Consider the following 26,619-nt stretch of genomic DNA (forward strand, 5'->3'; position numbering starts at 1 on the left):
GGGATTGATGGTGAATTGGAGAGACAAAAAAGCCCCGGCGATTGCGCGCCGGGGCTTGTGCATCACAACCGGAGCTCAGTGCCCGCCGAGGTAGGCGTTACGCACATCCTCGTTGACCAGCAACTCCTTGCCGGTGCCGGTCATGCGGATTTCGCCGTTGACCATCACGTACGCCCGGTCCGACAAACGCAGGGCGTGGTTGGCGTTCTGTTCCACCAGGAAGATAGTCATGCCGGTCTTGGCCAGCTCCCGCAGTGTGGCGAAGATCTGCTTCACCACAATCGGTGCCAGGCCCAGGCTCGGCTCATCGAGCAGCAACAACTTTGGCCGGCTCATCAATGCCCGGGCGATGGCGAGCATTTGCTGCTCGCCGCCAGACATGGTCATCGCCCGCTGGGTACGCCGCTCTTCGAGCCGCGGGAACAGCTCGAACATGCGTTGCATGTCTTCCTTGGCGTACTTGTCACCGATAGGGATGGTGCCCATCAGCAGGTTCTCCTCGACTGTCATGTCGGGGAACACCCGCCGCCCTTCCGGCGATTGCGCGATACCGTTGGAGGCGATGTAGTGGGACGACTTGTGGGTAATGTCCACGCCCTGATAAAGGATCTGCCCGTCCGCCGCCCGTGGCTGGCCGAAAATCGACATCAGCAGGGTCGACTTGCCGGCACCGTTGGAGCCGATCAGGCTGACGGTTTCCCCTTCCTTGATGTGCAGCGAGACTTTCTTCAGGGCCTGGATCGGCCCGTAAAACACATCCAGTTCCTTGAGTTCGAGGATGGGTTTGCTCATAGCACCACTTCCTCTTCATCGGCGCCCAGGTAGGCCGCAATCACTTTCGGATCGTTACGAATCGCATCGGGTCCGCCCTCGGCGATGACGATGCCGTGGTCCAGCACCACGATGTGGTCGGAAATGCTCATTACCATGCCCATGTCGTGTTCGATCAGCACCACGGTCAGATCGTGCTCGTCGCGCAGCAGTCGGATCATCGCGCTCAGCGCTTCGGTTTCCTGAGGGTTGAGGCCTGCAGCCGGTTCGTCGAGGCAGATGATCTGCGGACGGGTGCACATGGCCCGGGCGATTTCCAGGCGGCGTTGCTGGCCGTAGGACAGCTCACCGGCCAGACGGTTGGCGCAGTCCACCAGATCCACCACTTCCAGCCAGTAGAACGCGTGATCCAGCGCATCGCTTTCGGCCTTGCGGTAGCCCTTGGTGTTGAGGATGCCGGCCAGCATGCTGCGGTTGACCCACATGTGTTGGGCCACCAGCAGGTTTTCCAGCACCGACATCTCCTTGAACAGGCGAATGTTCTGGAACGTACGCGCCAGCCCTGCGCGGTTCACCAGATGGGTGCCACCAAACGCCTTGTAGAACAGCCGACTGGCAAAGGATTTCGGCGAAACGAAATCGGTTGGTTTGAACGATTCGCCCAGCAATTTGATGACGTTGGTCTTTTGACCACGCACATTGAGTTCGATCTTGCCGCCGGAGGCCTTGTAGAACCCGGTCAGGCAGTTGAACACCGTGGTCTTGCCGGCGCCGTTGGGCCCGATCAGGGCGAAGATCGAATTGCGGTGAACTTTCAGGCTGACATCGTTCAACGCCTTGATGCCGCCGAAGTGCATCATCAGCTTTTCGACACTGAGTACGACTTCGCTCATGGCGCTACTCCTTTACGCGGGGTCACACCGGTACGGCTGATCCGAATCAGGCCACGCGGTCGCCAGATCATCATCAACACCATCAGGATGCCGAACAGCAGCACCCGGTATTCGGCGAAGCCACGCAGCAGTTCCGGAGCCACGGTCAGCACGAATGCCGCGATGACGACGCCTATGGTCGAGCCCATGCCGCCGAGTACCACGATGGCAAGGATCAGCGCCGACTCAAAGAAAGTGAACGACGTCGGATTGACGAAGCCCTGGTAAGTGGCGAAGAACACCCCGGCCAGCCCGGCAGTCGAAGCACCGATGGTGAATGCCGAGAGCTTGACCAGCACGTGGTTCAGCCCCATTGAACGACAGGCGATTTCGTCTTCCCGCAGGGCTTCCCAGGCGCGGCCGACCGGCATGCGGGTCAGGCGATGCTTGATGTGCAGCACGGCCAGGACCACCAGGAACAACACGGCGTAGATGAAGTAGTACTTCACGTCAGGGTTGTAGGCGATGCCGAAGAACTCATGGAACGGCACCCCGCCTTCTTTCGCCCTTTTTCCGAACTCGATGCCGAAGAAGGTTGGCAACGGCGCTGCCATGCCATTCGGGCCGCCAGTCAGGGACAGCCAGTTATTGAGGATCAACCGAATGATTTCACCGAAGCCCAGGGTCACGATCGCCAGGTAGTCGCCGTGCAGGCGCAGCACCGGGAAACCGAGGATGCAACCGGCCAGACCAGCCGTGATCGCCGCCAGTGGCAACACCGTCCAGAAACCCAGCCCCAGGTACTGATAACCGAGCGCCAGGCCGTAGGCACCGATGGCGTAGAACGCCACGTAACCCAGGTCGAGCAGGCCGGCCAGGCCGACCACAATGTTCAAACCCAGCCCCAGCAATACGTAGATCAGCCCGAGGATGACCACGCCCAGCAGGTAGGAGTTGGAGAAAAACGGGAACACCACGGCGATGACAATCATCAGCGGGATGATCCAGCGCAACCGGGATTTGTAATCAGGCGCCAGTACATGAACCCCGGAGCCGGTGGTTTCAAAGCCTTCGAGAATTCTCAGGCCTTTTGGGGTTTGCAGGAACAGGCTCAAGGCAAAACGACCGGCCATGACGATAGCGACAATCCACGCCACGCGAGTGGGCTGCAAGTTGAAGCCGTAGCCATCGAGGACGATGCCGACAATCGGGCCGAACACAATCAGGGCGACCAGGCCGGCGAGAATCGCGTCAACCAGACTTCTTTTGATATCAATGGTTTTTTGAGTGGTTGAAGACATCGCTTACACCTTCGACACAAGAGGACGGCCGAGCAGGCCCTGGGGCCGAAAGACCAGAACGAGAACCAGCAGCGAGAAGCTGAAGACGTCTTTGTAATCCGAGTTCACCAGGCCGGAGAACAGCGACTCGGAGATGCCGAGGATGATCCCGCCGAGCATGGCACCAGGCAGCGAGCCAATCCCGCCGAGCACCGCGGCGGTGAACGCCTTGATGCCGATGACGAAGCCTGCGTAGAAGTCGAACGTGCCATAGTTCATGGTGATCAGCACGCCGGCCAGGGCCGCCATCGCTGCACCAATGATAAACACATAGGAAATGATGCGGTCGGTGTTGATCCCCAGGATCGAGGCCATCTTGCGGTCTTGCTGGGTCGCGCGGCACATGCGGCCGAGCTTGGTGTACTTGATGACATAGGTCAGCAGGCCCATCCCGACAAACGCTGCGACCAGGATGAAGATCTTGGTGTAGGTGAGCTGGACGAAGCCGGTCCCGACCTCTACTCGCCATGCACCGGTCAGCAGTGTCGGAACGCCTTGTTGGCGGGCACCCTGGGCGATCTGTGCATAGTTTTGCAGGATCAGCGAAATCCCGATGGCGCTGATCAGCGGTGCCAGTCGGGTCGAGTTGCGCAACGGTTTGTAGGCGACGCGCTCGATGACCCAGCCGTACACCGCCGTGATGACGATGGTGAAGACCAGTGTGCCGAGCATCAACAGGGGGAAGGATTCAATACCGAAGTATGCCAGCAGAGCCAGACTGATTGCCGCGAGGTAAGCGGAAATCATGTAAACCTCGCCGTGGGCGAAGTTGATCATGCCGATGATGCCATAGACCATTGTGTAGCCGATGGCGATCAGGCCATAGACCGACCCGAGGGTCAGGCCGTTGACCAGTTGCTGCAGGAAAATACCATCCATAACGCAATCTCACGCAATGAGAACCTGCACATGTGGCTGTGCGGTTCTTCTAAGGAAAATACAGATATACGTCGGAGCAATGACAACCACGATCAGGCTGGCCACCACCGCCCCCTGTGGGAGCTGGCTTGCCAGCGAAAGCGGTGTATCAGCCAACATTGATGTCGACTGATCTGGCGCATTCGCGGGCAAGCCCGCTCCCACAAGGGAACTGTGGGGTTCAGCCGATCGCGTCAGCCCTTACTTCTGTTTTTCCAGCTGGTGGTATTTGCCGTCCTTGTCCCACTGGTAAACCACGTAGTCGGAGATTTTCAGGTCGCCCTTGTTGTCCCAGGTCTTCTCGCCCATGACGGTCTTGACCGGGTTCTTCTTCAGCCAGGCAGCTGCGTCTTCGCCCTTGTTGGACTTGGCGCCGTTGAAGGCTGCTGCCAGGGTCTGGACCGAAGCGTAGGCGTACAGGGTGTAGCCTTCAGGTTCGGTGCCGGCCTTGCGGAAAGCGTCTACCACGGTCTTGCTGTCTGGCAGCAGACGTGGGTCGGCACCGAAAGTCATCAGTACGCCATCTACGTTCTGCGGGCCACCGGCGGTGGTCACCAGTTCGTCAGTCACGATGCCGTCATCGGACATGAACTTGACGTCTTTGAGGCCCTGTTCACGCAGTTGCCGAACCAGTGGACCGGCTTCCGGGTGCAAGCCGCCGAAGTAGACCACGTCGGCACCGGCCGCACGGATCTTGGTGACGACGGCGCTGAAGTCTTTCTCGCCGCGGGTCAGCCCTTCGTACAGCACCGGCTTCACGCCGCGTTTTTCCAGCTGAGCCTTGGTAGCGTCAGCCAGGCCCTGACCGTAGGTGTCCTTGTCGTGCAGTACGGCAACTTTCTTGCCCTTGAGCACGTCGACGACATAGTCGCCAGCCACGATCCCTTGTTGGTCGTCACGCCCGCACATGCGGAACATGGCACTCAGACCGCGCTCGGTCACCTTGGGGTTGGTGGAACCCGGGGTGATCGTGATGATGCCGGCTTCGTCGTAGATCTCGGAAGCAGGGATGGTCGACGATGAGCAGAAGTGACCTACCACACCAACGACTTTCTTTTCGGTCAGGTCCTTGGCGACTGTCACAGCCTGTTTCGGCTCGCAGGCGTCATCGCCTTTGACCAGTACGATTTTTTCCCCGTTCACGCCGCCCGCTGCGTTGACCGCATCGGCTGCTGCCTGTGCACCCTTCATGTACTGCTCGCCAAATGCCGCGTTGGCGCCTGTCATCGGGCCCGCCACACCGATTTTCACGTCAGCTTGTGCAAACGCAGAAACACCCAACGCAGTTGCCACTGCGAGGGCCAGAAAGCCTTTCTTGTAAAACGTCTGGGACATGAGGTGGTGCTCCATGGTTTTTTTTAATTGGCACTGCGACTTCACTGAATGCTCAGAGCAAGGGCCGTGCCATCGGTTTTTTATTCTGAAAAAAGTCGCTGCTTTCTTGTTATTTCGACTGTTTCGGGCCCATTTTCATTGGGCGTGCAACCGTCTAAACCGCGGAAGGTAAAACCATTATTTTTTTTAGGCGCAACCCGCCTGCGCCATCATTGCAACCGCGGCTTTAAACGACGTGCAACCAGCCTGTAACAACGTGCGTCACCGAAGTGCACACTGCTGGTGCGGGACTGCTACAACCCGCACCACTACAGGCTAGCTGCAGATCAAAAAAGCGCCGCTTTTCACTACGAAAAGCAACATTCAGATCACAATCCGCAGGCACTGGCCTGCGTGATACAGCGAGAATCCCGCCTCATACAGACAGCTGCGTAACCCCACCCCGGCCAGTGGTTGCATGGGGGCAAAGGGGATGGGCAGCGATTGAGGATTTCCGTTACACAAGTAGTCGGCAAAGGCTTTGCCGACCACCGTACCCGTGGTCACGCCCCGCCCGTTGTAGCCAGTGACTGCCACTAAACCGGGCGCCGGTTCGAACAGGCGCATCAAATGATCGGGGGTGAACGCGATGCAACCGGTCCAGGTGCACTCCCACTCCACCGGCTTGAGGTACGGGAAGTAGTGCTGCTGCACCCGGTCAGCCCAAGCCTTGAGAAACCAGGCCGGTTTCTGATTGCCATTGCCGAGACTGCCCAACAGCAGGCGTCCGTCTTTATCCCGACGAATGCTGCTCAGGACCTGGCGGGTGTCCCAGGAACCCTGGCCGCCGGGAAGAATTTGCTGCGCAGCCTCTTCGGTCAGCGGGACCGAGGCCACTTGATAGTAATAACCGGGGAAGAAATTGCGCCGCAGCTCCGTCCAGTCGCCTTCGGTGTAGGCATTGGAGGCAATCACTACTTTCTCGGCCATGACCGAACCCTGGGCGGTTTGCACTGACCAGCGCTGGCCCTGGCGTTCGAGCCGGGTGACCGGGGAATGATCGAACAGTTGACCGCCCAGGCCGATGGCCGCTTTGGCCAGCCCCGTGGTGTAGGCCATCGGGTTGAGCGTGCCGGCGCGGCGATCGAGCAGCGCGGCGGCGATTTTTTGGGTACCCGTCGCTTGTTCGCAGGCCTGACCAGTCAACAACTCCACCGGCGCCCCACGGCGCTTCCATTGTTCTTCACGACTGCGCAAGTCGGCTTCGCCACGGGCGTTGTGGGCCATGTGCAGCGTGCCTTCGCGGCGCAACTGGCAATCGATGTTGTACTTGTCCACAAGGCTGAACACCAGGGACGGCGCCGCACCCAGCATGCGGTTGAGCTGGCTGCCGACTTCCTTGCCGAACCCGGCTTCGATCTCGTCCGGGGGAATCCACATCCCGGCATTGACCAGCCCGACGTTGCGCCCCGAACCACCATGGCCGGCACGATGGGCCTCCAGCACACAAACGGTCTTGCCTTGCTCCAGCAGATGCACCGCCGCCGACAACCCGGTAAACCCGGCGCCGATGACGCAGACATCCACCGTGACCTCACCCTTGAGGGCCGAATTGTCCGGCCTTTGCGGCGTCAGTTTTTCCCACAGACACTCATCGCGTAACGGCATTGCCAGACTCCAACAGAAACCTAACCAACACACAAATCAGTGTGGGAGCGGGCTTGCTCGCGAATACGTCGGCACATCCAGCATCAATGTGACTGATAAACCGCTTTCGCGAGCAAGCCCGCTCCCACAGGGGATCACTGTTCGACGGGAGAATCAGTCGAACGTGATGCCCTGCGCCAACGGCAATTCCAGCGAGTAGTTCACGGTATTGGTCTGGCGGCGCATGTAGCCGCGCCATGCATCGGAGCCGGACTCACGACCGCCGCCGGTTTCTTTCTCGCCGCCAAACGCGCCACCGATTTCCGCGCCGCTCGGGCCGATGTTGACGTTGGCGATGCCGCAGTCGCTGCCCACCGCCGACATGAACTGCTCGGCTTCACGCACATCGGTAGTGAAGATGCACGAAGACAGGCCTTGTGGCACCGCGTTGTTCAGGCGCAGCGCTTCCTGGAAGTCGGTGTAGCCGACCACGTACAGGATCGGGGCGAAGGTTTCGTGGCAGACCACATCGCTCTGCTCCGGCATTTCGACGATGGCAGGCGACACGTAGTAAGCGTTCGGGAACTGGTCTTCCAACTGACGCTTGCCGCCGAAGACTTTGCCGCCTTCGCTCAACGCCTGCTCGAGCGAATCCTGCATGTTCTCAAAGCTTTGCTTGTCGATCAGCGGGCCGACCAGGTTGCCTTCCAGCGGATGGCCGATACGCACTTTCGAGTAAGCGGCTTTCAGGCGGGTAACGATTTCTTCTTTCACCGATTCATGCGCGATCAAGCGACGCAGGGTGGTGCAGCGCTGACCGGCGGTGCCGACGGCGCTGAACAGGATTGCGCGAACGGCCATGTCCAGGTCGGCGCTCGGGCCGAGGATCATCGCGTTGTTGCCACCCAGTTCAAGGATACTGCGGGCAAAGCGCGCAGCCACTTTCGGCGCCACTTCGCGGCCCATGCGGGTGCTGCCAGTGGCGCTGATCAGCGCCACGCGCGGGTCATCTACCAGCGCTTCGCCAGCATCGCGACCGCCGATAACCACCTGGCACAGGTGCGCAGGCGCATCGCTGAAGTTTTTCACGACGCGATCGAACAACGCCTGGCAGGCCAGTGCGGTGAGCGGGGTCTTCTCCGACGGTTTCCACACCACCGGGTTACCGCAGACCAGCGCCAGCGTGGTGTTCCAGGCCCAGACAGCGACCGGGAAGTTGAACGCACTGATCACACCGACGACCCCCAGCGGATGCCAGGTTTCACGCATATGGTGGCCAGGACGCTCGGAAGCGATGGTCAAGCCGTACAGTTGACGGGACAGGCCGACGGCGAAGTCGCAGATGTCGATCATTTCCTGAACTTCACCCAGGCCTTCCTGGGTGATCTTGCCGGCCTCCCAGGACACCAGCTCGCCGAGGTCGGCCTTGTATTCGCGCAGCACTTCACCGAATTGACGCACCAGTTCACCACGGCGCGGTGCCGGAACCTTGCGCCACAGTTCGAACGCATGATCTGCGCGACTGATGTGCTGCTCGACTTCAGCAGCGCCTTCCCAGTTCACGGCGGCGATCTTGCTGCCATCGATTGGCGAATGCACCGGCACTTTGCCGTTCTGGTACAGGGCCGGGTTCACACCTAGACGATCAAGCAATGCGGCAACCATGGGTCACTCCTCAAGCAAAAGACAGAACATGTGCAGCCGGAAAATCACGGCTGATCAGACCTGTAGTTTTAGCTGCCCGGAGGTTACTCAACAAACGACCTTTAAGAGAGATATCATTCCGTTTATTCATGCTGTGCATTGCTGGCAATAAAGAAACAAGAATCAAGGACCGCCCATGCTGAATAAACGCTACTTGCCATCGATCGCTGCGTTGCAGTGCTTTGAAGCCGTTACCCGGCACTTGAGCTTCACCCGGGCCGCCGAAGAGCTGAACCTGACCCAAAGTGCCGTGAGCAAACAGGTCGCGCAACTCGAAGAGCTGTTGCAGCACTTGCTGTTTCGTCGAGTGCGTCGACGCCTGCAGATGACCCCGGCCGGCGATCTGTACCTGGTTGAGGTGCGAAAAATCCTCACGCAGGTCGAAATGTCGACCCATTACCTGCGTTCCTACGGTGGCGAAACAGAAGTCCTGCGGGTTTCCACACCTCCCACCTTCGGCGCACGCTGGCTGGTGCCGCGCCTGAAAGGCTGGCGCCTGCGGCATCCGTCGATCCACCTGGACCTGTGCAGCGAGCAGGAAGCCGACGACCTGCTGCAAGGTCGCAGCGACCTGGCGTTCTACTTCGGCCAGGGCTCACGGCCCGGCACCGAATGCCTGAAGCTGTTCGGCGAAGAGCTGGTGCCAGTGTGTGCCCCAGGCAGCCTGCCGGACACGCCGTTCACCGACCCGACACAACTGACCGACCTGGTCCTGCTGCAAAACGCCTCCCGCCCCCAGGCCTGGCATGACTGGTTCGACCACCAGGGCTACCACACCGAGCACAGCTACCACGGTCCGCGTTTCGAAACGTTCTATATGTGCATCCGCGCCGCCCAGGTTGGCTGCGGTGTGGCGCTGCTACCGCGCTTTCTGGTGGAAGAGGAACTGGCCGACGGCAAGCTGGTCATTCCCTGGCAGCATGCAATGCCCAGCAGCGATGCGTATTACCTGGCCTACCCGGAGCATTCGGCGGAAGTGCCCAAGGTGCGGGATTTTGTGAAGTGGATGCTGGAGCAGATTGATAGCCCGGAGATGTCGCAAATCTAGGGTTGCCCGCTGAATGTGTGGGAGCGGGCTTGCTCGCGAAGGCGTCAGACCAGTCAACATTTATTTTGAATGTGCTGGTCTCTTCGCGAGCAAGCCCGCTCCCACAGGGGATTTGCTGCGGCTAAAAAACTGCTGGTAATCCTTGTCCCGGATATGCGCCACTAGCGCCATCGATCAATACCGCTGCAACGCTGGAGATTCCCGTTATGAGCGAGAGTGTATTTGCCGATCGCATCGTGCAGAACCTGCTCGACACCGACTTCTACAAACTGACGATGATGCAGGCGGTGCTGCACAACTATCCGAACGTCGAAGTCGAATGGGAGTTTCGTTGCCGTAATGGCGAGGATTTGCGCCCGTACCTGGCGGAGATCCGTTTCCAGATCGAGCGTCTGGCCGAACTGAGCCTGAGCGCCGATCAATTGAGTTTTCTGGAACGCATCAGCTTCCTGAAACCGGATTTCCTGCGTTTTCTCGGGTTGTTTCGCTTCAACCTGCGCTACATCCACACCAGCATCGAAAACGACGAGCTGTTCATCCGCCTGCGTGGCCCCTGGCTGCATGTGATCCTGTTCGAAGTGCCGCTGCTGGCGCTGGTCAGCGAAGTGCGCAACCGCTATCGCTACCGCGAAGTCGTGCTGGAGCAGGCCCGTGAACAGCTTTACCGCAAGTTCGACTGGCTGAGCGCCAACGCCGGCAGCGACGAATTATCCGAGTTGCAGGTAGCCGATTTCGGCTCCCGTCGTCGTTTTTCCTACCGCGTGCAGGAAGAAGTGGTGAATGTGCTCAAGCACGATTTCCCCGGACGCTTCGTCGGCACCAGCAATGTGCACCTGTCCCGGGAACTGGACATGAAACCCCTGGGCACCATGGCCCACGAATGGATCATGGCGCACCAGCAACTCGGCCCACGGCTGATCGACAGCCAGATCGCCGCACTCGATTGCTGGGTCCGCGAATACCGTGGCCTGTTGGGGATTGCCCTGACCGATTGCATCACCATTGATGCCTTCCTCGGCGATTTCGATCTGTTTTTCGCCAAACTTTTCGACGGTTTGCGCCACGACTCAGGCGATCCGGTGCGGTGGGCGGAAAAAGCCATCGCCCACTATCACAAACTCGGCATCGACCCGATGAGCAAGACACTGACATTCTCCGACAGCCTGACCCTGCCCAAGTCCCTGGAGATATTCCGGGCGCTGCGCGGTCGGATCAATGTCAGCTTCGGCATCGGCACCAACCTGACCTGTGATATTCCGGGTGTCGAACCGATGAACATCGTGCTTAAAATGACCGCCTGCAACGGCCAGCCGGTGGCAAAGATCTCCGACGAGCCAGGCAAGACGCACTGCAAAGACCCGAATTTCGTCGCTTACCTGCGACACGTTTTTCAAGTACCTGCCACCCTTTCAAGTACATCAAGCAAGGAGTGAATTCATGCAAGCCGTACAGCGTGAGATTGCTGAACAGCTCAAGGTCCAGCCGCCATTCGCCGACGAAGCCGCCCTTGAGGCCGAAGTCACCCGGCGGGTGACCTTCATTCAGGACTGCCTGGTCAACTCCGGGCTCAAGACCCTGGTATTGGGCATCAGTGGCGGTGTCGACTCCCTGACCGCAGGCCTGCTGGCCCAACGTGCCGTCCGTGAACTGCGCCAGCGCAGCGGTGACGCCGCCTACAAATTCATCGCAGTACGCCTGCCCTACGAAACCCAGTTCGATGAGCACGACGCCCAGGCTTCGGTGGACTTCATCAAACCGGACGAACGCCACACCGTGAACATCGGCCCGGCGGTCAAGGCCCTGGCCAATGAAGTGGCAGCCTTCGAAGGCAAACATGCAGTGTCGGTGGACTTCGTGCTCGGCAACACCAAGGCGCGCATGCGCATGGTCGCCCAGTACACCATCGCCGGCGCGACCCATGGCCTGGTGATCGGCACCGACCATGCGGCCGAAGCGGTGATGGGTTTCTTCACCAAGTTCGGTGACGGCGCCTGCGACCTGGCGCCACTGAGCGGCCTGGTGAAAAACCAGGTCCGCGCCATCGCCCGCAGCTTCGGCGCACCGGAGTCGTTGGTGGAGAAAGTCCCGACCGCCGACCTGGAAGACCTGTCGCCCGGCAAACCGGACGAAGCCTCCCACGGCGTGACCTACGCCGAGATCGACGCCTTCCTGCACGGCAACCCGGTGCGCGAGGAAGCGTTCAGGATCATTTGCGACACGTACAACAAGACCCATCACAAACGTGTGATGCCGTTTGCTCCGTGATTGGTGATTGAATGAAAAAGCCCGCTGAAGTGTTGAGCTTCAGCGGGCTTTTTCTTGGCGGGAGCATTTGTTGAGGCATCCGGCCCCTTCGCGGGCAAGCCCGCTCCCACAGGGTTTCAGGTGTTCACAAAAATTGTGTCCGACACAGAACCTTGTGGGAGCGGGCTTGCTCGCGAAGAACGATAACGCGGTGTGCCTGATTACTTCAGGGTCACGGTGCCTTTCATCATCGAGATGTGGCCCGGGAACGAGCAGAAGAAACCGTACTTTTCCGCCGCATCGAGCTTGGACACATCGAAGGTCACCGAGTCTGTCTCGCCAGCGCCGATGATCTTGGTGTGGGCGATAACGCGCGCATCACCTTCTTTCAGGTAGTTCTTGTCGATGCCGGCGCTCAGGCCGTCGGTGGCGATCGGCTGCATGTCGGCTTCTTTGCTCAGCACCCAGTTATGGCCCATGACGTTCTTCGGCAAGCTGCCGGAGTGCTTGAGTTCCACGGTAAACGTCTTGCAGCTCTTGTCGATTTCAATGGCTTTCGTGTCAAAAGACATCTGGTCGGTGGAGTCAATGGTGGTCTTGCACTCGGCAGCCATCAGTTGGCTGCTGGCCAGTGTCAACAGGGATACCGCAACGAGTTTGGCAAACATGGTGAATCTCCAAGGCAGGGTTAACGAAATCGCGAATGGACAGAAGACTGCCTGAAAACTTCGCAAGTTCATATGACTTGAATCAAAAATTGTATACAACTTTCGCGCTATGGCACCGATACGAAATATCTACCGGCCAAGCGTCTGGTCCGGCCCTATCATCAGACAGTCCCCTTCAAATGGAGCGTCTGTCATGTCGATCAACAGCCTGTTGTGCAGTTTGCTCGCCGCCTACGCCTGCGGCGCCAGCGGAACATACGAAACGTCAAAACAAGAAGTCTAGCCCTTGGAGTGCCGGGCGCCTGCCTTTACTCTGTGGCCGTGATCGACCCTGGAGCAAGGCATGTCTTTAGCATCTGTTTGTGTATTTTGTGGTGCCAGCACCGGCACCAACCCGGCTTACCGCGAAGCCGCCGTGGCCCTTGGCCGGGCATTGGCCGAGCGCAAGCTGACCCTGGTGTATGGCGGTGGCGCCGTGGGCCTGATGGGAATCGTCGCCGATGCGGCCCTGGCGGCCGGCGGTGAAGTGATCGGCATCATCCCGCAAAGCCTCAAGGACAAGGAAATCGGCCACAGCGGCCTGACTCGCCTGGAAGTCGTCGATGGCATGCACGCACGCAAGGCGCGGATGGCCGAGCTCAGCGATGCCTTTATCGCGCTGCCCGGTGGCCTTGGCACCCTGGAAGAACTGTTCGAAGTCTGGACCTGGGGCCAGCTCGGCTACCACGGCAAACCGCTGGGTTTGCTGGAAGTGAACGGTTTCTACAGCAAATTGACGTCTTTTCTCGATCACATCGTCGGCGAAGGCTTCGTTCGCGGGCAGCACCGTGACATGCTGCAGGTGAGCGAATCAGCGCAAACCCTGCTCGATGCACTGGATGCCTGGCAACCGTCCGTAGCGCCAAAATGGGCCGAGCAAAAACCCAGCTAACGGCTCGGCACCGATACAGGGCAGAATATACGCCGCTCAACCTCACCTTCGACCCCAGAGGATCGCCCATGGCTAAACCTAATTATTCCTTCGCCAAACGTCAGAGAGACTTGGCCAAGGAGCAGAAGAAAGAGGAAAAGCTTCAGCGCAAGAAAGCTACAGCTGAAGAAGCGGCACTGAACCCTGAGGGTGAAGTGGCGGCGGAAGATGATGTTGATGCACCGAAAGACTCGGCGCCCGACGCCTGAGAACCTCCGGGCCGGTTGATCTGATCAGGCCTGCCGGATCTGTGTCCAGGGTTGGCAGCTTTGCTGCCGACCCTCACAGGCCAATCTGAAATACCCCTATCCAGAAACCACTGCACATCCCCTGTGGGAGCTACTACTCCAGCGGCATCACCGTCACCTGAACTTCCGGATCATGGTTGCCCCCACCCAGAATCACCCCCCGCAACGGCGATACATCGGAAAAATCCCGGCCCCAGGCCAGGGTGATGTGCTCCAGCGCCGGTTGCACATTGTTGGTCGGGTCGAAATCCACCCACCCCAGCACCGGGCAAAATACCGAGACCCAGGCATGGGACGCATCGGCGCCGATCAATCGCGGCTGACCCGGTGGAGGCCGGGTCAGCAAATAGCCGCTGATGTACCGCGCCGCCAACCCTCTGGAACGCACGCATGCGAGCATCAGGTGAGCAAAGTCCTGGCAGACCCCGCGCCGGCGCTCCAGCACCTCCACCAGTGGCGTCGCCACCTGGGTCGCTTCGGCGTCGAAGGTGAACTCGCTGAAGATTTTCTCCATCAGTGCCTGCACACCAAGCAACAGCGGTCGACCCGCCGGGAAGCAGCTCTCGGAAAACTCGACGAAGTTTCTCTTCAAATGCACATACGGCGATTCAAACCGGTATCGGCAGGCTTCGAGCAACTCGGGTGACAGCGGTTGGCTGCTGTAGGTCAGCGCGCTTCGTGTGTCTTCCCACGCCGGAGACCGATTGAAGTCCAGCACAGGCCGGGGCAACACTTCGATCGTGAGGCTGGCGTTGACCAGCAATTCATCGTGGGGACGCTCGAACGCCAGCCGGGTCAGCGGGTTGCCGAATACATCCAGCTCATCGCGACGCGAGGTCGGCTGCGGACTGATCTGCAATTGTCGGTCGGTGCAGCGCTGCCAGGCACAAGGCCGCGGCCACAAATGCGCCAGTTGCTGGGCCAGGGACACCGGGCTGTCGTAGTGATAATGGGTGTCGTGGAAAATCTGGTATTGAGCACTCATCAGACGGACACCGTGCGCTGGCTGACATCGTCGACATGGGCGAAATGCCGCAGCGCCAGGCGATCGGAGACTTGCCCGCTGGCGTCGGCGATCTCCTGCAACAGTGCGGCCAGCCCTTCGATGGCGGCGCGAACACTCGCGTCGCCGAACAGCGGGTTTTCCAGGCAGCCCAGATCGAATCGCGCCAGACGCTCCACCAATTGCGCCAGCGCTGCTTCACGCGGCACGCCAAAATCATCGTTGAGGCGTTTGAGGGTGCCGGTCACCAGTTTCAACTGGAACAACACGGCGTGAGGGTTCTGCTCGTCGAGCAACAGCAGGTCGAGCACCGGTATCAACTGCGCCACCGCCAGGTATCGAGAGCGGTAGGTGATGCTGCTGTTGCCCAGTTCCAGCAACCATTCCAGCCCGGCCTGATCGAAGGCCCCGGCGCCTCGCAGGAACGCCGCCAGGCTGCCGCTGAGAAATTGCAGACGCTCGATCCGCCGGCCAATCATCAGGAAACGCCAGCCTTCGTCCCGGGTCATATCGTCCAGGGCAAAGCCTGACAGCGCCGCGAGGGACATCACCAGGCGGTTGAGAAAATCCAGCAACTCGCCGAAATCCGGCTCTTCGGTTTCCAGCTCCATGGCTTCGCGCTGTAACTCCACCAGCGCCTGCCAGTTTTCCCGCGAGAGCTTGCCGCGCACTTGCGAAGCGGCCCACTGCAAGCGTTGCAGGTTGGAGCGCAGGCTGAACGGCCAGTCGTCGCCGAGCAGCGCCGCCAACAGGCGCTCAGGCAATTCACCCTCATCGGGCAGCAGCATCAGCCGCTCGCCGAGATCGACTGCGGCCTGCAAGGCTTGCGGGTCGTCGCCGTCGACATAGCGTGCCAACATGATGCGCAGCAAACGGGCACTGTCATCGCAACGTTCGCAGTAACGGCCAAACCAGAACAGGTTTTCCACCACCCGCGATGGCAGGTACGGATCGCGCCGCACCAGGTCATGCGCGCCGATGTTGCGCTGGGCTTTCCATTGTTCGCCGCTGGGCGCTCGATCGCCCAGCACCCAGGTGTCCTTGCTGGCGCCGCCGCGTTGCATCGACACCACTTCGGCATCGGCTTGCGCGGCGACCCGGGTCAAGCCGCCGGGCAATACCCGATAACCCTCGCGGCTGGCCACCGCGTACATGCGCATGCCAATGGCCCGGGGTTGCAGTTGACCGTCCTCGGCTTGCCAGATCGGTGCCTGGGACAATTGCGCAAGTTCTTGCGCCACATAAGCATAGGGCCGCGCCTGCATGCGCTCGGCGAGCTCCTGGCGCTGTTTTTCACCCAAATCACGACCAAATACCGGTGCAAAGCTCTGGGACGGAAACGCCGGTTTGATCAGCAGCTCCGGGAGTTTTTCCAAGGCCTGGGCCAACACCGGCGCTTCACCGCACCACCAGGTGGCGATGGACGGCAGAATCAGCTCTTCGCCGAACAGGAATTGATTGATCTTCGGCAGAAAACCCAGCAAGCCTGGCGACTCCAGCACACCGCTGCCCAGAGCGTTGGCCACCAGCACCCGCCCCTGCCGCACAGCTTCCAGCAGACCCGGCACACCGAGGGCCGAATCGGTGCGCAACTCCAGCGGGTCGCAGAAATCGTCATCGAGCCGACGCATGATCGCGTGCACCCGACGCAGACCACTCAGGGTCTTCAGATAGACCGTGGCGTCGCGCACCGTCAGGTCGCCGCCCTCCACCAACGGATAACCGAGCTGTCGAGCCAGGTACAGATGTTCAAAATAGCTTTCGTTGAAACGCCCCGGCGTCAGCAGCACCACCAAAGGTGCGTCGCCGTCACTCGGGGCCTGACGGGCCAGTGTTTCCTGCAAGGTGCGGAAGAACCCGGCCAGGTGTTGCACCTTCAAATCACGGTACAACTCGGGAAAGGCCCGGGACACAATCGTGCGGTTTTCCAGCGCATACCCGGCACCCGAAGGCGCCTGGGTACGGTCCGCCGTGACCCACCAGCGGCCATCGGGCGTGCGCGCCAGATCCACGGCATACAAATGCAGGAAAGCCCCGTCAGGCGGGCTGATGCCCTGACAGGGCCAAAGGAAGTTGTTGTGACCGAACACCAGCTCGGCGGGCAGCAGACCTTCGGCAATCAGCCGTTGCGGACCGTAAAGGTCAGCCAGCACGGCATTGAGCAAGCGCGCCCGCTGAGCGATGCCGGCCGACAATTGTTCCCACTCATCAGCAGCGATCACATGGGGTAGCAGATCCAGCTCCCATGGCCGGTCAGCGCCCTTGGGGTCGGCATAGACGTTGTAGGTGACACCGTTTTCCTGGATTTGCCGGGTCAGCAGGGCCTGGCGCTGCACCAGTTGCGCCGGCGTGCTGCGTTGCAACTGCTCAAACAGCCGGCGCCAGTGCGGGCGCACGGCGCCACTGTCGTCGAGCAGTTCGTGATAGGTGCCCGCCGTCAGCGGGTAGCGGTCTAGCAGGTCAGGCATGGAAAGCTCGGCAGACAGCAATGAACGGTCAGACTAACGCAGGCTCGCGACACCCGGATATACGAAAAATCCGAGCGTCGCGTACGGTTTAGAAACGTCGCAAATCGAGTGTCATCGGCAGCTCGTCGTTAATTTCCAGATTGGGTATGGGAAGTTTCCCCGGCGTGTGTCCGATGCGGAAGAAACGCGCCATCCGCCGACTCTCGGCCTCGTTGGCATTGACCGGCAAGCTGTCGTAATTGCGTCCGCCCGGATGGGCGACGTGATACTGGCAGCCGCCCAGCGAGCGCTGCATCCAGGTATCGAGCAGGTCGAACACCAGGGGCGCGTGGACCGCAATGGTCGGCTGCAGGCAGTTGGCCGGTTGCCAGGCACGAAAACGCACGCCAGCGACGAACTCGCCGAGCCGCCCCGTGGGTTGCAATGGCACCGGGATGCCATTGCAGGTCAGCAGATAACGCTGGGGCGGCAAGCCGCTGAGCTTGACCTGCAAACGCTCCAGCGACGAATCCACGTAACGCACCGTACCGCCCATGGCGCCCTCTTCGCCCAGCACGTGCCAGGGCTCGAGCGCCTGGCGCAGTTCCAGCGCAATACCACTGACGGCGTAGTCGCCAACCTTGGGAAAACGGAACTCCAGATGTGCGGCGAACCACTCGGCCCGCACCGCATAACCAGCGGCGTTGAGGTCGACGATGACATCGGCAAAGTCTTGCTCGATGAAGTGCGGCAACAGGAAGCGATCGTGCAACTCCGTACCCCAGCGCGCCAGCTTCGGCGGCGCATAGGGTTCGCGCCAGAATCGTGCGACCAGCGCCCGCAGCAACAATTGTTGCGCCAGGCTCATGCGGGCATGGGGCGGCATCTCGAACGCACGCAGCTCCAGCAATCCGAGGCGCCCGGTGGCACCGTCCGGCGAATAGAGTTTGTCGATGCAAAACTCGGCGCGGTGGGTGTTACCGGTCACATCGATCAGCAGATTGCGCAACAGTCGATCCACCAGCCATGGCGGGCATGCCTCACCCGGTTCCGGCATCTGTGCAAAGGCGATCTCCAGCTCGTATAAGGCATCGTTGCGCGCTTCGTCCACGCGGGGCGCCTGGGACGTCGGGCCGATGAACAATCCGGAAAACAGGTAGGACAAGGACGGGTGGTTATGCCAGTAGCTGATCAGGCTGCGCAGCAGATCCGGACGACGCAGAAACGGCGAGTCGCCCGGAGTCGCCCCACCCAGCACGAAATGGTTGCCGCCGCCCGTGCCGGTGTGCCGGCCGTCGATCATGAATTTCTCGGTGGTCAGGCGGGTCTGGCGCGCTTCTTCGTAGAGAAACTCGGTGCGCTCGACCAATTCATCCCACGTCGCGGACGGCTGCACGTTGACCTCGATCACCCCCGGATCCGGGGTGATGCGGAAATTGCTCAGGCGCGGATCGCTCGGCGGCTCGTAGCCCTCCAGCAATACCGGGCACAGCAGTTCTTCAGCGGTGGCCTCGATGGCGGCGACCAGTTCGAGGTAATCCTCGACCCGCTCCAGCGGCGGCATGAACAGGTACAACCGGCCTTCCCGGGCTTCGGCGCAAAACGCGGTACGGGTCAGCCAATCGGCGGATTCGTCGATGTCCGGCACGCGCTCATCAGTGACGGCAGCCGCACTTTGGTTCTGCAGTTGCCCTGTGTCGGGCAGCGGCGGAAAGTCCTGATTCGGGTCTTGCGGATGAATGAATGGATACTCCGCCGCTTTTACCCACGGTTGCGAACCGAGTGGCAAGCGATAGCCCAGCGGCGAGTCTCCTGGCACCAGGCGACAATGCTCATCGCGCAGATACCAGCGCCCGCTCTGCCACTGATCGCCTTTGGCGGTGCGGGCCAGCGGCAGAACCTGGCCGATGACCTTGTCCAGGCCTTGACTGAAGACCTTGCGCAGACGCGCACGCTCCAGCGGTTCTTCCAGACGTGAGTCTTCGGCGCTGACGTTCTGCGGCAACATCCCTTCGCGCCAGAGGTAATAAAAATTGTCTTCGTAGGCCGCAAACACAAAGCGCGTCGGAATTTTCAAGCGTTCGGCAACACTGGCCAGAAAACGCCCGGCCAGTTCGCCGGTGGCGCCGTAGTCCTCTTGCTCGTCGGCGATCAGCGCGCTGTTGTGCCAGATCGGCACGCCGTCACGGCGCCAGTAGCAATTGAGCGACCAGCGCGGCAGTTGCTCGCCGGGATACCACTTGCCCTGACCAAAATGCACCAGGCCCTTGGGCGCGTAGTGTTTACGCATGCGCTGGAACAACTCGGCGGACAAGCGTCGTTTATCCGGCCCCAGTGCGGCGGTATTCCACTCGGCACCGTCCGGGTCATCGATGGACACGAAAGTCGGCTCGCCACCCATGGTCAGGCGCACATCGCCTTCGAGCAGGTCGGCATCGATCTGCCGCCCCAGGGCCTGAATCGCCAGCCACTGGTCGTCGGTGTAGGGCTTGGTGACCCGTGGCGCCTCCCAAATCCGCTCCACGGACATTTCGTGGCTGAATTCGCACTCGCACGGTTCCACCAGGCCACTGATCGGTGCCGCAGAGGACGGATCGGGACTACAGGCCAACGGAATATGCCCTTCACCGGCAAACAACCCTGATGTCGCGTCCAGGCCAATCCAGCCCGCGCCGGGCAAGTAAACCTCGCACCAGGCGTGCAGGTCGGTGAAATCCACCTCGGTGCCGGAAGGACCGTCGAGACTTTTGACGTCGGCGGTCAGCTGGATCAGGTAGCCCGACACGAAACGCGCCGCCAGCCCCAGATTGCGCAGCAGTTGCACCAGTAACCAGGCGGAATCGCGGCACGAACCCGAGGCCTGTTCGAGGGTGTGTTCAGGTGTTTGTACGCCGGGCTCCATGCGGATCAGGTAGTCGATGTCTTCGCTCAGGCGCTGGTTGAGCGCGACGAGAAAATCCACGGCAGGCAACGGTGTGCGGTCGATGCCGTCCAGATAGGCCTTGAACTTCGGCGTCAGCGGCAACGTTTCCAGGTACGGCGCCAGCTCCTTGCGCTCATCCGTGGCATAGGCGAAGGGAATCTTTTCCGCATAGGGCTCAAGGAAAAAGTCGAACGGATTGAAGATCGCCATTTCTGCCAGCAGGTCGACTTCAATGCGCAATTCATCGGTTTTCTCCGGGAACACCAGTCGCGCCAGGTAATTGCCCTGAGGGTCCTGCTGCCAGTTGATGAAGTGCTGTTCCGGGGAGATTTTCAGCGCATAGGACAGAATCCGCGTGCGGCTGTGAGCGGCGGGACGCAGGCGAACGATCTGCGGGCCGAGCTCGACAGCGCGGTCATAGCGGTAATGTGTGACATGGTGCAATGCGACATGAATCGACACGGCGTGCCTCCTGCGAGCCTTGAGCGTATTGGAAAGCGCGCAAGACTTATGCCATCCAGCAGCGCTGGCGCTTTCTTCGATTACTGGAGGCAGTACAGCACCAAAATCGGGCGATGCAGGAAAATGATTGAAGGCGATTGCACGTATATGTGGCAGCCAGCTACGAAGTCGTCGCCTGAGTCGGCCCCTTCGCGAGCAAGCCCGCTCCCACAGTGTCCGAGGCGAATACAAATTTTGCGAACGCCTCTAAACCTGTGGGAGCGGGCTTGCTCGCGAAGAGGCCAGCAGCCCTCGCATACCTTTCAAGCCCGGAATGCAAAACGCCAACCCGAAGGTTGGCGTTCTGTTCAGCGGAGGCGAGGCTTAGCGCGGCACGACCGGCTTGCGAGCCGGCTTCGGCCCCTTGCCCTTGGCCGCTTCCTTGCGCTCCTTGGCCGCCTGCTGGTTGCGGGCAAACGCCGCAGCCTTGGCCTGTTCGCGCTTGTCCCACGGGTTGCCGCCATCGCTGGCACGCGGTGGCAGGCCCGTGTGCTGGGTGAGGATCTTGGTGGTCTTTTCCTTGGCCACTTTATGGCTGCCGGCCGGCGTCGAATTCTTGCGACGGGCGCTCTGGTAGCTGTCGGTCGACGGCTGGTGCAAAGGAATCAACTGGTTCTTGCCCGGCCCGATCAGATCGGCGCGGCCCATGCGGGTCAGTGCTTCACGCAGCATCGGCCAGCCTTTCGGGTCGTGATAACGCAAGAACGCCTTGTGCAGACGGCGCTGCTCTTCGCTCTTGACGATGGTCACCGCGTCACTCTTGTAGGTGACCTTGCGCAGCGGGTTCTTGCCCGAGTGGTACATCGCGGTGGCGGTGGCCATCGGCGACGGGTAGAACGCCTGCACCTGGTCGGCACGGAAACCGTTGCCCTTGAGCCACAGGGCCAGGTTCATCATGTCTTCATCGGTGGTGCCCGGGTGGGCGGCGATGAAGTAAGGAATCAGGTACTGCTCTTTACCGGCTTCCTTGGAGTACTTCTCGAACATGCGCTTGAACTTGTCATAGCTGCCGATGCCCGGTTTCATCATCTGGTTGAGCGGACCTTCCTCGGTGTGTTCCGGGGCGATCTTCAGGTAACCACCGACGTGGTGGGTCACCAGTTCCTTGACGTACTCCGGCGATTCGACCGCGAGGTCATAGCGCAGGCCGGAAGCGATCAGGATCTTCTTCACACCCGGCAATTCACGGGCACTGCGGTACAGCTGGATCAGCGCCGAGTGGTCGGTGTTCAGGTTCGGGCAGATACCAGGGAACACACACGATGGCTTGCGGCACGCGGATTCGATTTCCGGGCTCTTGCACGCAATGCGGTACATGTTCGCGGTCGGGCCGCCAAGGTCGGAGATCACACCGGTAAAGCCCGGCACCTTGTCGCGAATTTCTTCGATTTCGCGAATGATCGACTCGTGGGAACGGTTCTGGATGATCCGGCCTTCGTGCTCGGTGATCGAGCAGAAGGTGCAGCCGCCGAAGCAGCCACGCATGATGTTCACTGAGAAGCGGATCATGTCATAGGCCGGGATCTTCTCCTTGCCGTACGCCGGGTGCGGAATGCGCGCATAAGGCATGCCGAACACGTAGTCCATTTCTTCGGTGGTCATCGGAATCGGTGGCGGGTTGAACCAGACGTCGACTTCGCCATGCTTCTGTACCAAGGCGCGGGCATTGCCCGGGTTGGTTTCCAGGTGCAGCACGCGGTTGGCGTGAGCGTAGAGCACCGCATCGTTGCGGACCTTTTCCACCGACGGCAAACGGATCACGGTCTTGTCGCGGGTCATGCGCGGGCTGGCCAGGATCTGTACGACCTTGGCTTCCTGCGGATCCTCGACCGGGCCCTTCTCCTGCTCGATGGCGCAGGCCTGGGTGTCCTGGGTGTTGACGTACGGGTTGATGATCTTGTCGATCTTGCCCGGACGGTCGATGCGCGTGGAATCGACTTCGTACCAGCCTTGCGGGGTATCACGACGGATGAACGCAGTGCCGCGCACGTCGGTGATGTCTTCGATCTTGTGACCGTAGGACAGGCGCTGGGCCACTTCAACGATGGCCCGCTCGGCGTTGCCGTAAAGCAGGATGTCGGCGCTGGCGTCGATCAGAATCGAGTTGCGCACACGGTCCTGCCAGTAGTCGTAGTGGGCGATGCGGCGCAGCGACGCTTCGATGCCGCCGAGCACGATTGGCACGTGCTTGTAGGCTTCCTTGCAGCGCTGGCTGTAAACCAGGCTGGCGCGGTCCGGACGCTTGCCGGCCAGGCCACCCGGCGTGTACGCGTCGTCGGAACGGATTTTCTTGTCGGCGGTGTAGCGGTTGATCATCGAGTCCATGTTGCCGGCCGCGACACCGAAGAACAGGTTCGGCTCGCCGAGCTTCATGAAGTCGTCTTTGGACTGCCAGTTCGGCTGGGCAATGATCCCGACGCGGAAGCCCTGGGACTCCAGCAGCCGGCCGATGATCGCCATGCCGAACGACGGGTGATCGACATAGGCATCACCGGTGACGATGATGATGTCGCAGGAATCCCAGCCGAGCTGATCCATCTCCTCCCTGCTCATGGGCAGGAACGGCGCTGGCCCGAAACATTCGGCCCAGTACTTGGGATAGTCAAATAACGGCTTGGCTGCTTGCATGTCGATAACCGGTGTTGGCTTTCATTGAATTTCGCGGGCGCGGAATATAGCACAAATTTTGACCAATTCCGACGACTGTGGTCGGAAATTGCGGCGCCCCCTTCGCGAGCAAGCCCGCTCCCACAGGTTCAATGCAATCCCTGTGGGAGCGGGCTTGCCCGCGAAGGGGCCAGCCGAGACAGCAACGTTATTCGTCGTCGTCGAAGTTATAGCTGCCCGGCGCCAGGTTTTCGAATCGGGTGTATTTACCGATAAAGGCCAGACGGATAAAGCCGATCGGACCGTTCCGCTGCTTGCCGATAATGATTTCAGCGATGCCCTTGTGCTCGGTTTCCGGGTGATACACCTCGTCGCGGTAAACGAACATGATCACGTCGGCGTCCTGCTCGATCGCTCCGGATTCCCGCAAGTCGGAGTTCACCGGGCGCTTGTTCGGCCGTTGTTCCAGGGAACGGTTGAGCTGCGAGAGCGCCACCACCGGACAGTTGAATTCCTTGGCCAGGGCTTTCAGGGATCGGGAAATCTCGGAAATCTCGTTGGTCCGGTTGTCACCGCTGGAACCTGGAATCTGCATCAATTGCAGGTAGTCGATCATGATCAGGCCGACATCGCCGTGTTCACGCACCAGACGGCGGGTCCGGGCGCGCATTTCCGACGGGCTGATGCCAGCGGTATCGTCGATGAACAGCTTGCGGTCGTTGAGCAGGTTGACCGCCGAAGTCAGGCGCGGCCAGTCGTCGTCCTCCAACTGACCGGAACGCACCTTGGTCTGGTCGATGCGGCCAAGGGAAGACAGCATACGCATGATCAGCGATTCGCCTGGCATCTCGAGGGAGTACACCAGGACGGCCTTCTCGCTACGCAGCACGGCGTTTTCCACCAGGTTCATCGCAAAGGTGGTTTTACCCATGGACGGACGGCCGGCGACGATGATCAGGTCGGCCGGTTGCAGGCCGCTGGTCTTCTCGTCGAGGTCGGTATAGCCGGTGGACAGGCCGGTGATGGCGTTGTCGGTGTTGAACAGGGTGTCGATGCGGTCGATGGCTTTGGTCAGCAGGTCGTTGACGCCCACCGGGCCACCGGTTTTCGGTCGGGCCTCGGCAATCTGGAAGATCTGCCGCTCGGCCTCATCGAGAATTTCGGCGGCGGTGCGGCCTTCCGGGTTGAAAGCGCTGTCGGCGATTTCGGTGCTGATGCCGATCAACTGGCGCAGCGTCGCCCGCTCGCGAACGATCTGCGCATAGGCCTTGATGTTGGCGACGGACGGGGTGTTTTTCGCCAGCTCGCCGAGATAGCCAAGGCCGCCGACCTGCGATGTCTGGCCTTCCTTGTCCAGTTGCTCGGACAGGGTCACGACGTCGATCGGCATGTTCTGATCGGCCAGTTTGGCGATCGCACGGAAGATCAGGCGGTGGTCATGTCGATAGAAATCGCCGTCGGAGACTTGATCGAGCACGCGTTCCCAGGCGTTGTTGTCCAGCATCAGACCACCGAGCACGGCCTGTTCGGCCTCGATGGAATGCGGCGGCACTTTCAGCGCGGCGGTTTGCAGGTCGTATTGCTCGGGAGCTGAGATTTCGTTCATGGCCACTTGGTTTTTTTTTGGAAAGCAGGAATGTAAAAACTGGGATGCCAGAAAGACAAAGGGCACGACCTGTAAACAGGATCGTGCCCGATGTTACCGGCAAGCACCCGAGGGTGCCAGCCGACAAGTGCTGCTTAAGCTGCTACCACGACAACGCGTACGGTGGCTTCAACTTCGGCGTGCAGGTGCACGGCTACGTCGAATTCGCCTACGTTGCGGATGGTGCCGTTCGGCAGACGAACTTCGCTCTTCTGCACTTCAACGCCGGAGGCGGTCAGTGCATCAGCGATGTCGTGAGTACCGATCGAACCGAACAGCTTGCCTTCGTCGCCAGCGGTGGCAGTGATGGTCACTTCCAGCTCGGCCAGTTGGGCAGCGCGGCTTTCAGCCGATGCTTTGCGATCTGCTGCAGCTTTTTCCAGCTCGGCACGACGCTCTTCGAACGCAGCCAGGTTGGCTGGGGTCGCAGCGGTAGCTTTGCCGTAAGGCAGCAGGTAGTTACGACCGTAACCAGCCTTAACGTTCACTTTGTCACCCAGGTTGCCCAGGTTGGTGACTTTTTCCAGAAGGATCAGTTGCATGTGAAAATCCTCTTAACTTTTAACCTTCACCGTTCGCGTTATCGGCATCTTTCGGTGCCGAACGACCGCGAAAATCAATCAGGCTGTCGACGATGGCCAGGACCACCAGCAACGGATAGATCAGTTGCATGAACAGCAACAGCGTCACGTACAACCCCACCAGCCAGAACCTGGCCAGTCGCTTCTGCGCCACCAGCCCGTGAATCAGGGCCAGCCCGGCGAACACCAGCGGTACGCTGCACAACGGCGTCAACATGGCCATCTGTGGACCGATGTTCGGCCCAAGAAGCATGCACGCCAGCAGCAACATCGCCGGCAATAGCGGGAAGCGGATGGCGCGAAACTCGCGACCAAAACCGCCCGGGTTGTACAACAACGCCTGCCAGTAGCGCCCGACAAGCAGGCTCAGCAAGCTGACGATTTGCAACAACGCCGCAATCAGGCCGGTCAGGACCGGTGCAATCAGGGACGCGAAACGCGCTTGTTCGTCTACCGACATCTTCTGGTAGACATCACCGAGTAGCGACGGCATGACTTTGATCAAAGCCTGCGCCAGCATCTCGATCTGGGGAGCAAAAGCTGTCCCCAACACCACTGAAAACACCACTCCCATCGCTATGCTGACCAGCAGCACGCGGTTCCAGGACTCGCTTGCGCGCAAAACCAACGCAAGGCTCGCAGACCCCAGCAGCACCAGAAGTGCCCGTGGGTCGTCGGAGTACAGCCACCAGATCAATGCCGGCAGCAGTCCCAGAGCAAGAACGCCCAGGGCGTCCCTCAATCCGCGCCGCAGGAGCACAAGGCATCCGGCGGCAGCACCCAACCAATAAAACAACGGCATCGCCGCGCATCCAGCCACTACCAGAGTGGCCTGCATACGGCCGCGCATGATGAACTCAGCTATGGCCCGCATGCATTCAATCCTTTGCTACGTGTCGACTGCCCGGTCTCAGCGGCCGTGGCTGTCGGTGTAGGCCAGCAGGGCCAGGAAGCGGGCGCGCTTGATAGCGGTGGCCAGCTGACGCTGATAACGAGCTTTGGTACCGGTGATGCGGCTTGGAACGATTTTGCCGGTCTCGGATACGTAGGCTTTCAGAGTGTTGAGATCTTTGTAATCGATCTCTTTCACGTCTTCAGCGGTGAAGCGGCAGAATTTACGACGACGGAAGAAACGTGCCATTTGATAGGCTCCTTAAAAGGTCCGTGG

The 26,619-nt window shown here is 60.4% G+C and carries 21 protein-coding genes; 5 read left to right on the top strand and 16 right to left on the bottom strand.

Annotated features, from left to right (window positions below):
- Nucleotides 1-75 precede the first annotated feature (75 nt).
- The 7 genes from ABIA48_RS12145 to amaB form a co-directional block, all read right to left on the bottom strand.
- On the bottom strand, nt 76-792 hold the full coding sequence (locus ABIA48_RS12145; RefSeq protein WP_007991194.1) for an ABC transporter ATP-binding protein: 717 nt from the start codon (nt 790-792) through the stop codon (nt 76-78).
- Nucleotides 789-1,664, bottom strand: a complete 876-nt coding sequence (locus ABIA48_RS12150) for an ABC transporter ATP-binding protein (RefSeq protein ID WP_007991192.1) — start codon at nt 1,662-1,664, stop codon at nt 789-791. Before ABIA48_RS12150 ends, ABIA48_RS12145 begins: the two co-directional genes overlap by 4 nt.
- Nucleotides 1,661-2,944 (bottom strand): high-affinity branched-chain amino acid ABC transporter permease LivM, encoded by a 1,284-nt coding sequence (gene livM / locus ABIA48_RS12155; protein WP_429488871.1) that lies wholly within the window; start codon nt 2,942-2,944, stop codon nt 1,661-1,663. The genes ABIA48_RS12150 and livM overlap by 4 nt, the downstream gene beginning before the upstream one ends.
- A gap of 3 nt (nt 2,945-2,947) precedes the next feature.
- On the bottom strand, nt 2,948-3,862 hold the full coding sequence (locus ABIA48_RS12160) for an ABC transporter permease subunit (protein ID WP_429488873.1): 915 nt from the start codon (nt 3,860-3,862) through the stop codon (nt 2,948-2,950).
- 240 nt (nt 3,863-4,102) lie between these two features.
- A complete protein-coding gene (locus ABIA48_RS12165; RefSeq protein WP_429488875.1) occupies nt 4,103-5,236 on the bottom strand; it encodes a branched-chain amino acid ABC transporter substrate-binding protein in 1,134 nt (377 codons plus the stop codon).
- Nucleotides 5,237-5,599: 363 nt separating this feature from the next.
- On the bottom strand, nt 5,600-6,883 hold the full coding sequence (gene amaA / locus ABIA48_RS12170) for an L-pipecolate oxidase (RefSeq protein ID WP_007991184.1): 1,284 nt from the start codon (nt 6,881-6,883) through the stop codon (nt 5,600-5,602).
- 153 nt (nt 6,884-7,036) lie between these two features.
- Nucleotides 7,037-8,527, bottom strand: a complete 1,491-nt coding sequence (amaB, locus tag ABIA48_RS12175) for an L-piperidine-6-carboxylate dehydrogenase (RefSeq protein ID WP_310064051.1) — start codon at nt 8,525-8,527, stop codon at nt 7,037-7,039.
- A 175-nt stretch (nt 8,528-8,702) separates the two neighbouring features.
- Between amaB and ABIA48_RS12180 the strand changes: the two genes are divergently transcribed.
- The 3 genes from ABIA48_RS12180 (at nt 8,703) to nadE (ending at nt 11,879) form a co-directional block, all read left to right on the top strand.
- Nucleotides 8,703-9,614, top strand: a complete 912-nt coding sequence (locus tag ABIA48_RS12180; protein WP_429488878.1) for a LysR family transcriptional regulator — start codon at nt 8,703-8,705, stop codon at nt 9,612-9,614.
- Nucleotides 9,615-9,820: 206 nt separating this feature from the next.
- Complete coding sequence (gene pncB / locus ABIA48_RS12185; protein ID WP_429488880.1) at nt 9,821-11,047, top strand: nicotinate phosphoribosyltransferase; 1,227 nt, start codon at nt 9,821-9,823, stop codon at nt 11,045-11,047.
- A 4-nt stretch (nt 11,048-11,051) separates the two neighbouring features.
- Entirely contained in the window at nt 11,052-11,879 is an 828-nt protein-coding gene (nadE, locus tag ABIA48_RS12190; protein ID WP_429488882.1) for an ammonia-dependent NAD(+) synthetase, read from the top strand.
- 200 nt (nt 11,880-12,079) lie between these two features.
- On the opposite strand, the gene azu is transcribed toward nadE, so the two are convergent.
- The gene (gene azu, locus ABIA48_RS12195; protein WP_429488884.1) at nt 12,080-12,526 is read right to left on the bottom strand and encodes an azurin; all 447 of its coding nucleotides are present in this window, start codon (nt 12,524-12,526) and stop codon (nt 12,080-12,082) included.
- Nucleotides 12,527-12,869: 343 nt separating this feature from the next.
- On the opposite strand from azu, the gene ABIA48_RS12200 reads away from it, so the two are divergent.
- Together ABIA48_RS12200 and ABIA48_RS12205 are read left to right on the top strand one after the other, a co-directional pair.
- Complete coding sequence (locus tag ABIA48_RS12200; RefSeq protein ID WP_007982025.1) at nt 12,870-13,457, top strand: TIGR00730 family Rossman fold protein; 588 nt, start codon at nt 12,870-12,872, stop codon at nt 13,455-13,457.
- A 68-nt stretch (nt 13,458-13,525) separates the two neighbouring features.
- The gene (locus ABIA48_RS12205; protein ID WP_007973286.1) at nt 13,526-13,705 is read left to right on the top strand and encodes a hypothetical protein; all 180 of its coding nucleotides are present in this window, start codon (nt 13,526-13,528) and stop codon (nt 13,703-13,705) included.
- Between the two features lie 133 nt (nt 13,706-13,838).
- Here the strand turns inward: ABIA48_RS12205 and ABIA48_RS12210 are convergent, their stop codons facing one another.
- The 8 genes from ABIA48_RS12210 to rpsR form a co-directional block, all read right to left on the bottom strand.
- On the bottom strand, nt 13,839-14,729 hold the full coding sequence (locus tag ABIA48_RS12210) for a transglutaminase family protein (protein WP_429488886.1): 891 nt from the start codon (nt 14,727-14,729) through the stop codon (nt 13,839-13,841).
- Nucleotides 14,729-17,215 (bottom strand): circularly permuted type 2 ATP-grasp protein, encoded by a 2,487-nt coding sequence (locus ABIA48_RS12215; protein WP_429488888.1) that lies wholly within the window; start codon nt 17,213-17,215, stop codon nt 14,729-14,731. The genes ABIA48_RS12210 and ABIA48_RS12215 overlap by 1 nt, the downstream gene beginning before the upstream one ends.
- 88 nt (nt 17,216-17,303) lie before the next feature.
- On the bottom strand, nt 17,304-20,579 hold the full coding sequence (locus tag ABIA48_RS12220) for a DUF2126 domain-containing protein (protein WP_429488889.1): 3,276 nt from the start codon (nt 20,577-20,579) through the stop codon (nt 17,304-17,306).
- A 363-nt stretch (nt 20,580-20,942) separates the two neighbouring features.
- Nucleotides 20,943-23,246: a YgiQ family radical SAM protein gene (locus ABIA48_RS12225; protein WP_007982036.1), complete on the bottom strand. Its 2,304-nt coding sequence runs from the start codon at nt 23,244-23,246 to the stop codon at nt 20,943-20,945.
- Nucleotides 23,247-23,433: 187 nt separating this feature from the next.
- Nucleotides 23,434-24,831, bottom strand: coding sequence for a replicative DNA helicase (dnaB, locus tag ABIA48_RS12230; protein ID WP_007982038.1), 1,398 nt, complete (start codon nt 24,829-24,831; stop codon nt 23,434-23,436).
- A gap of 134 nt (nt 24,832-24,965) precedes the next feature.
- Nucleotides 24,966-25,412 carry a 50S ribosomal protein L9 gene (gene rplI / locus ABIA48_RS12235; protein ID WP_007973276.1) on the bottom strand — a complete coding sequence of 149 codons (447 nt, stop codon included), beginning with the start codon at nt 25,410-25,412 and terminating at the stop codon, nt 24,966-24,968.
- A gap of 19 nt (nt 25,413-25,431) precedes the next feature.
- Entirely contained in the window at nt 25,432-26,325 is an 894-nt protein-coding gene (locus ABIA48_RS12240) for a hypothetical protein (protein ID WP_116263000.1), read from the bottom strand.
- A gap of 36 nt (nt 26,326-26,361) precedes the next feature.
- Nucleotides 26,362-26,592: a 30S ribosomal protein S18 gene (gene rpsR / locus ABIA48_RS12245; RefSeq protein WP_002551829.1), complete on the bottom strand. Its 231-nt coding sequence runs from the start codon at nt 26,590-26,592 to the stop codon at nt 26,362-26,364.
- Nucleotides 26,593-26,619: the final 27 nt, after the last annotated feature.

This window comes from Pseudomonas sp. S30_BP2TU TE3576 (assembly GCF_050436025.1).
Lineage (GTDB): Bacteria > Pseudomonadota > Gammaproteobacteria > Pseudomonadales > Pseudomonadaceae > Aquipseudomonas.

Bases quoted from the DNA above. Each gene is read 5' to 3' on its own strand.
- ABIA48_RS12145 (WP_007991194.1), bottom strand. From the start codon at position 792: ATGAGCAAACCCATCCTCGAACTCAAGGAACTGGATGTGTTTTACGGG.
- ABIA48_RS12150 (WP_007991192.1), bottom strand. From the start codon at position 1,664: ATGAGCGAAGTCGTACTCAGTGTCGAAAAGCTGATGATGCACTTCGGC.
- livM (WP_429488871.1), bottom strand. From the start codon at position 2,944: ATGTCTTCAACCACTCAAAAAACCATTGATATCAAAAGAAGTCTGGTT.
- ABIA48_RS12160 (WP_429488873.1), bottom strand. From the start codon at position 3,862: ATGGATGGTATTTTCCTGCAGCAACTGGTCAACGGCCTGACCCTCGGG.
- ABIA48_RS12165 (WP_429488875.1), bottom strand. From the start codon at position 5,236: ATGTCCCAGACGTTTTACAAGAAAGGCTTTCTGGCCCTCGCAGTGGCA.
- amaA (WP_007991184.1), bottom strand. From the start codon at position 6,883: ATGCCGTTACGCGATGAGTGTCTGTGGGAAAAACTGACGCCGCAAAGG.
- amaB (WP_310064051.1), bottom strand. From the start codon at position 8,527: ATGGTTGCCGCATTGCTTGATCGTCTAGGTGTGAACCCGGCCCTGTAC.
- ABIA48_RS12180 (WP_429488878.1), top strand. From the start codon at position 8,703: ATGCTGAATAAACGCTACTTGCCATCGATCGCTGCGTTGCAGTGCTTT.
- pncB (WP_429488880.1), top strand. From the start codon at position 9,821: ATGAGCGAGAGTGTATTTGCCGATCGCATCGTGCAGAACCTGCTCGAC.
- nadE (WP_429488882.1), top strand. From the start codon at position 11,052: ATGCAAGCCGTACAGCGTGAGATTGCTGAACAGCTCAAGGTCCAGCCG.
- azu (WP_429488884.1), bottom strand. From the start codon at position 12,526: ATGTTTGCCAAACTCGTTGCGGTATCCCTGTTGACACTGGCCAGCAGC.
- ABIA48_RS12200 (WP_007982025.1), top strand. From the start codon at position 12,870: ATGTCTTTAGCATCTGTTTGTGTATTTTGTGGTGCCAGCACCGGCACC.
- ABIA48_RS12205 (WP_007973286.1), top strand. From the start codon at position 13,526: ATGGCTAAACCTAATTATTCCTTCGCCAAACGTCAGAGAGACTTGGCC.
- ABIA48_RS12210 (WP_429488886.1), bottom strand. From the start codon at position 14,729: ATGAGTGCTCAATACCAGATTTTCCACGACACCCATTATCACTACGAC.
- ABIA48_RS12215 (WP_429488888.1), bottom strand. From the start codon at position 17,215: ATGCCTGACCTGCTAGACCGCTACCCGCTGACGGCGGGCACCTATCAC.
- ABIA48_RS12225 (WP_007982036.1), bottom strand. From the start codon at position 23,246: ATGCAAGCAGCCAAGCCGTTATTTGACTATCCCAAGTACTGGGCCGAA.
- dnaB (WP_007982038.1), bottom strand. From the start codon at position 24,831: ATGAACGAAATCTCAGCTCCCGAGCAATACGACCTGCAAACCGCCGCG.
- rplI (WP_007973276.1), bottom strand. From the start codon at position 25,412: ATGCAACTGATCCTTCTGGAAAAAGTCACCAACCTGGGCAACCTGGGT.
- ABIA48_RS12240 (WP_116263000.1), bottom strand. From the start codon at position 26,325: ATGCGGGCCATAGCTGAGTTCATCATGCGCGGCCGTATGCAGGCCACT.
- rpsR (WP_002551829.1), bottom strand. From the start codon at position 26,592: ATGGCACGTTTCTTCCGTCGTCGTAAATTCTGCCGCTTCACCGCTGAA.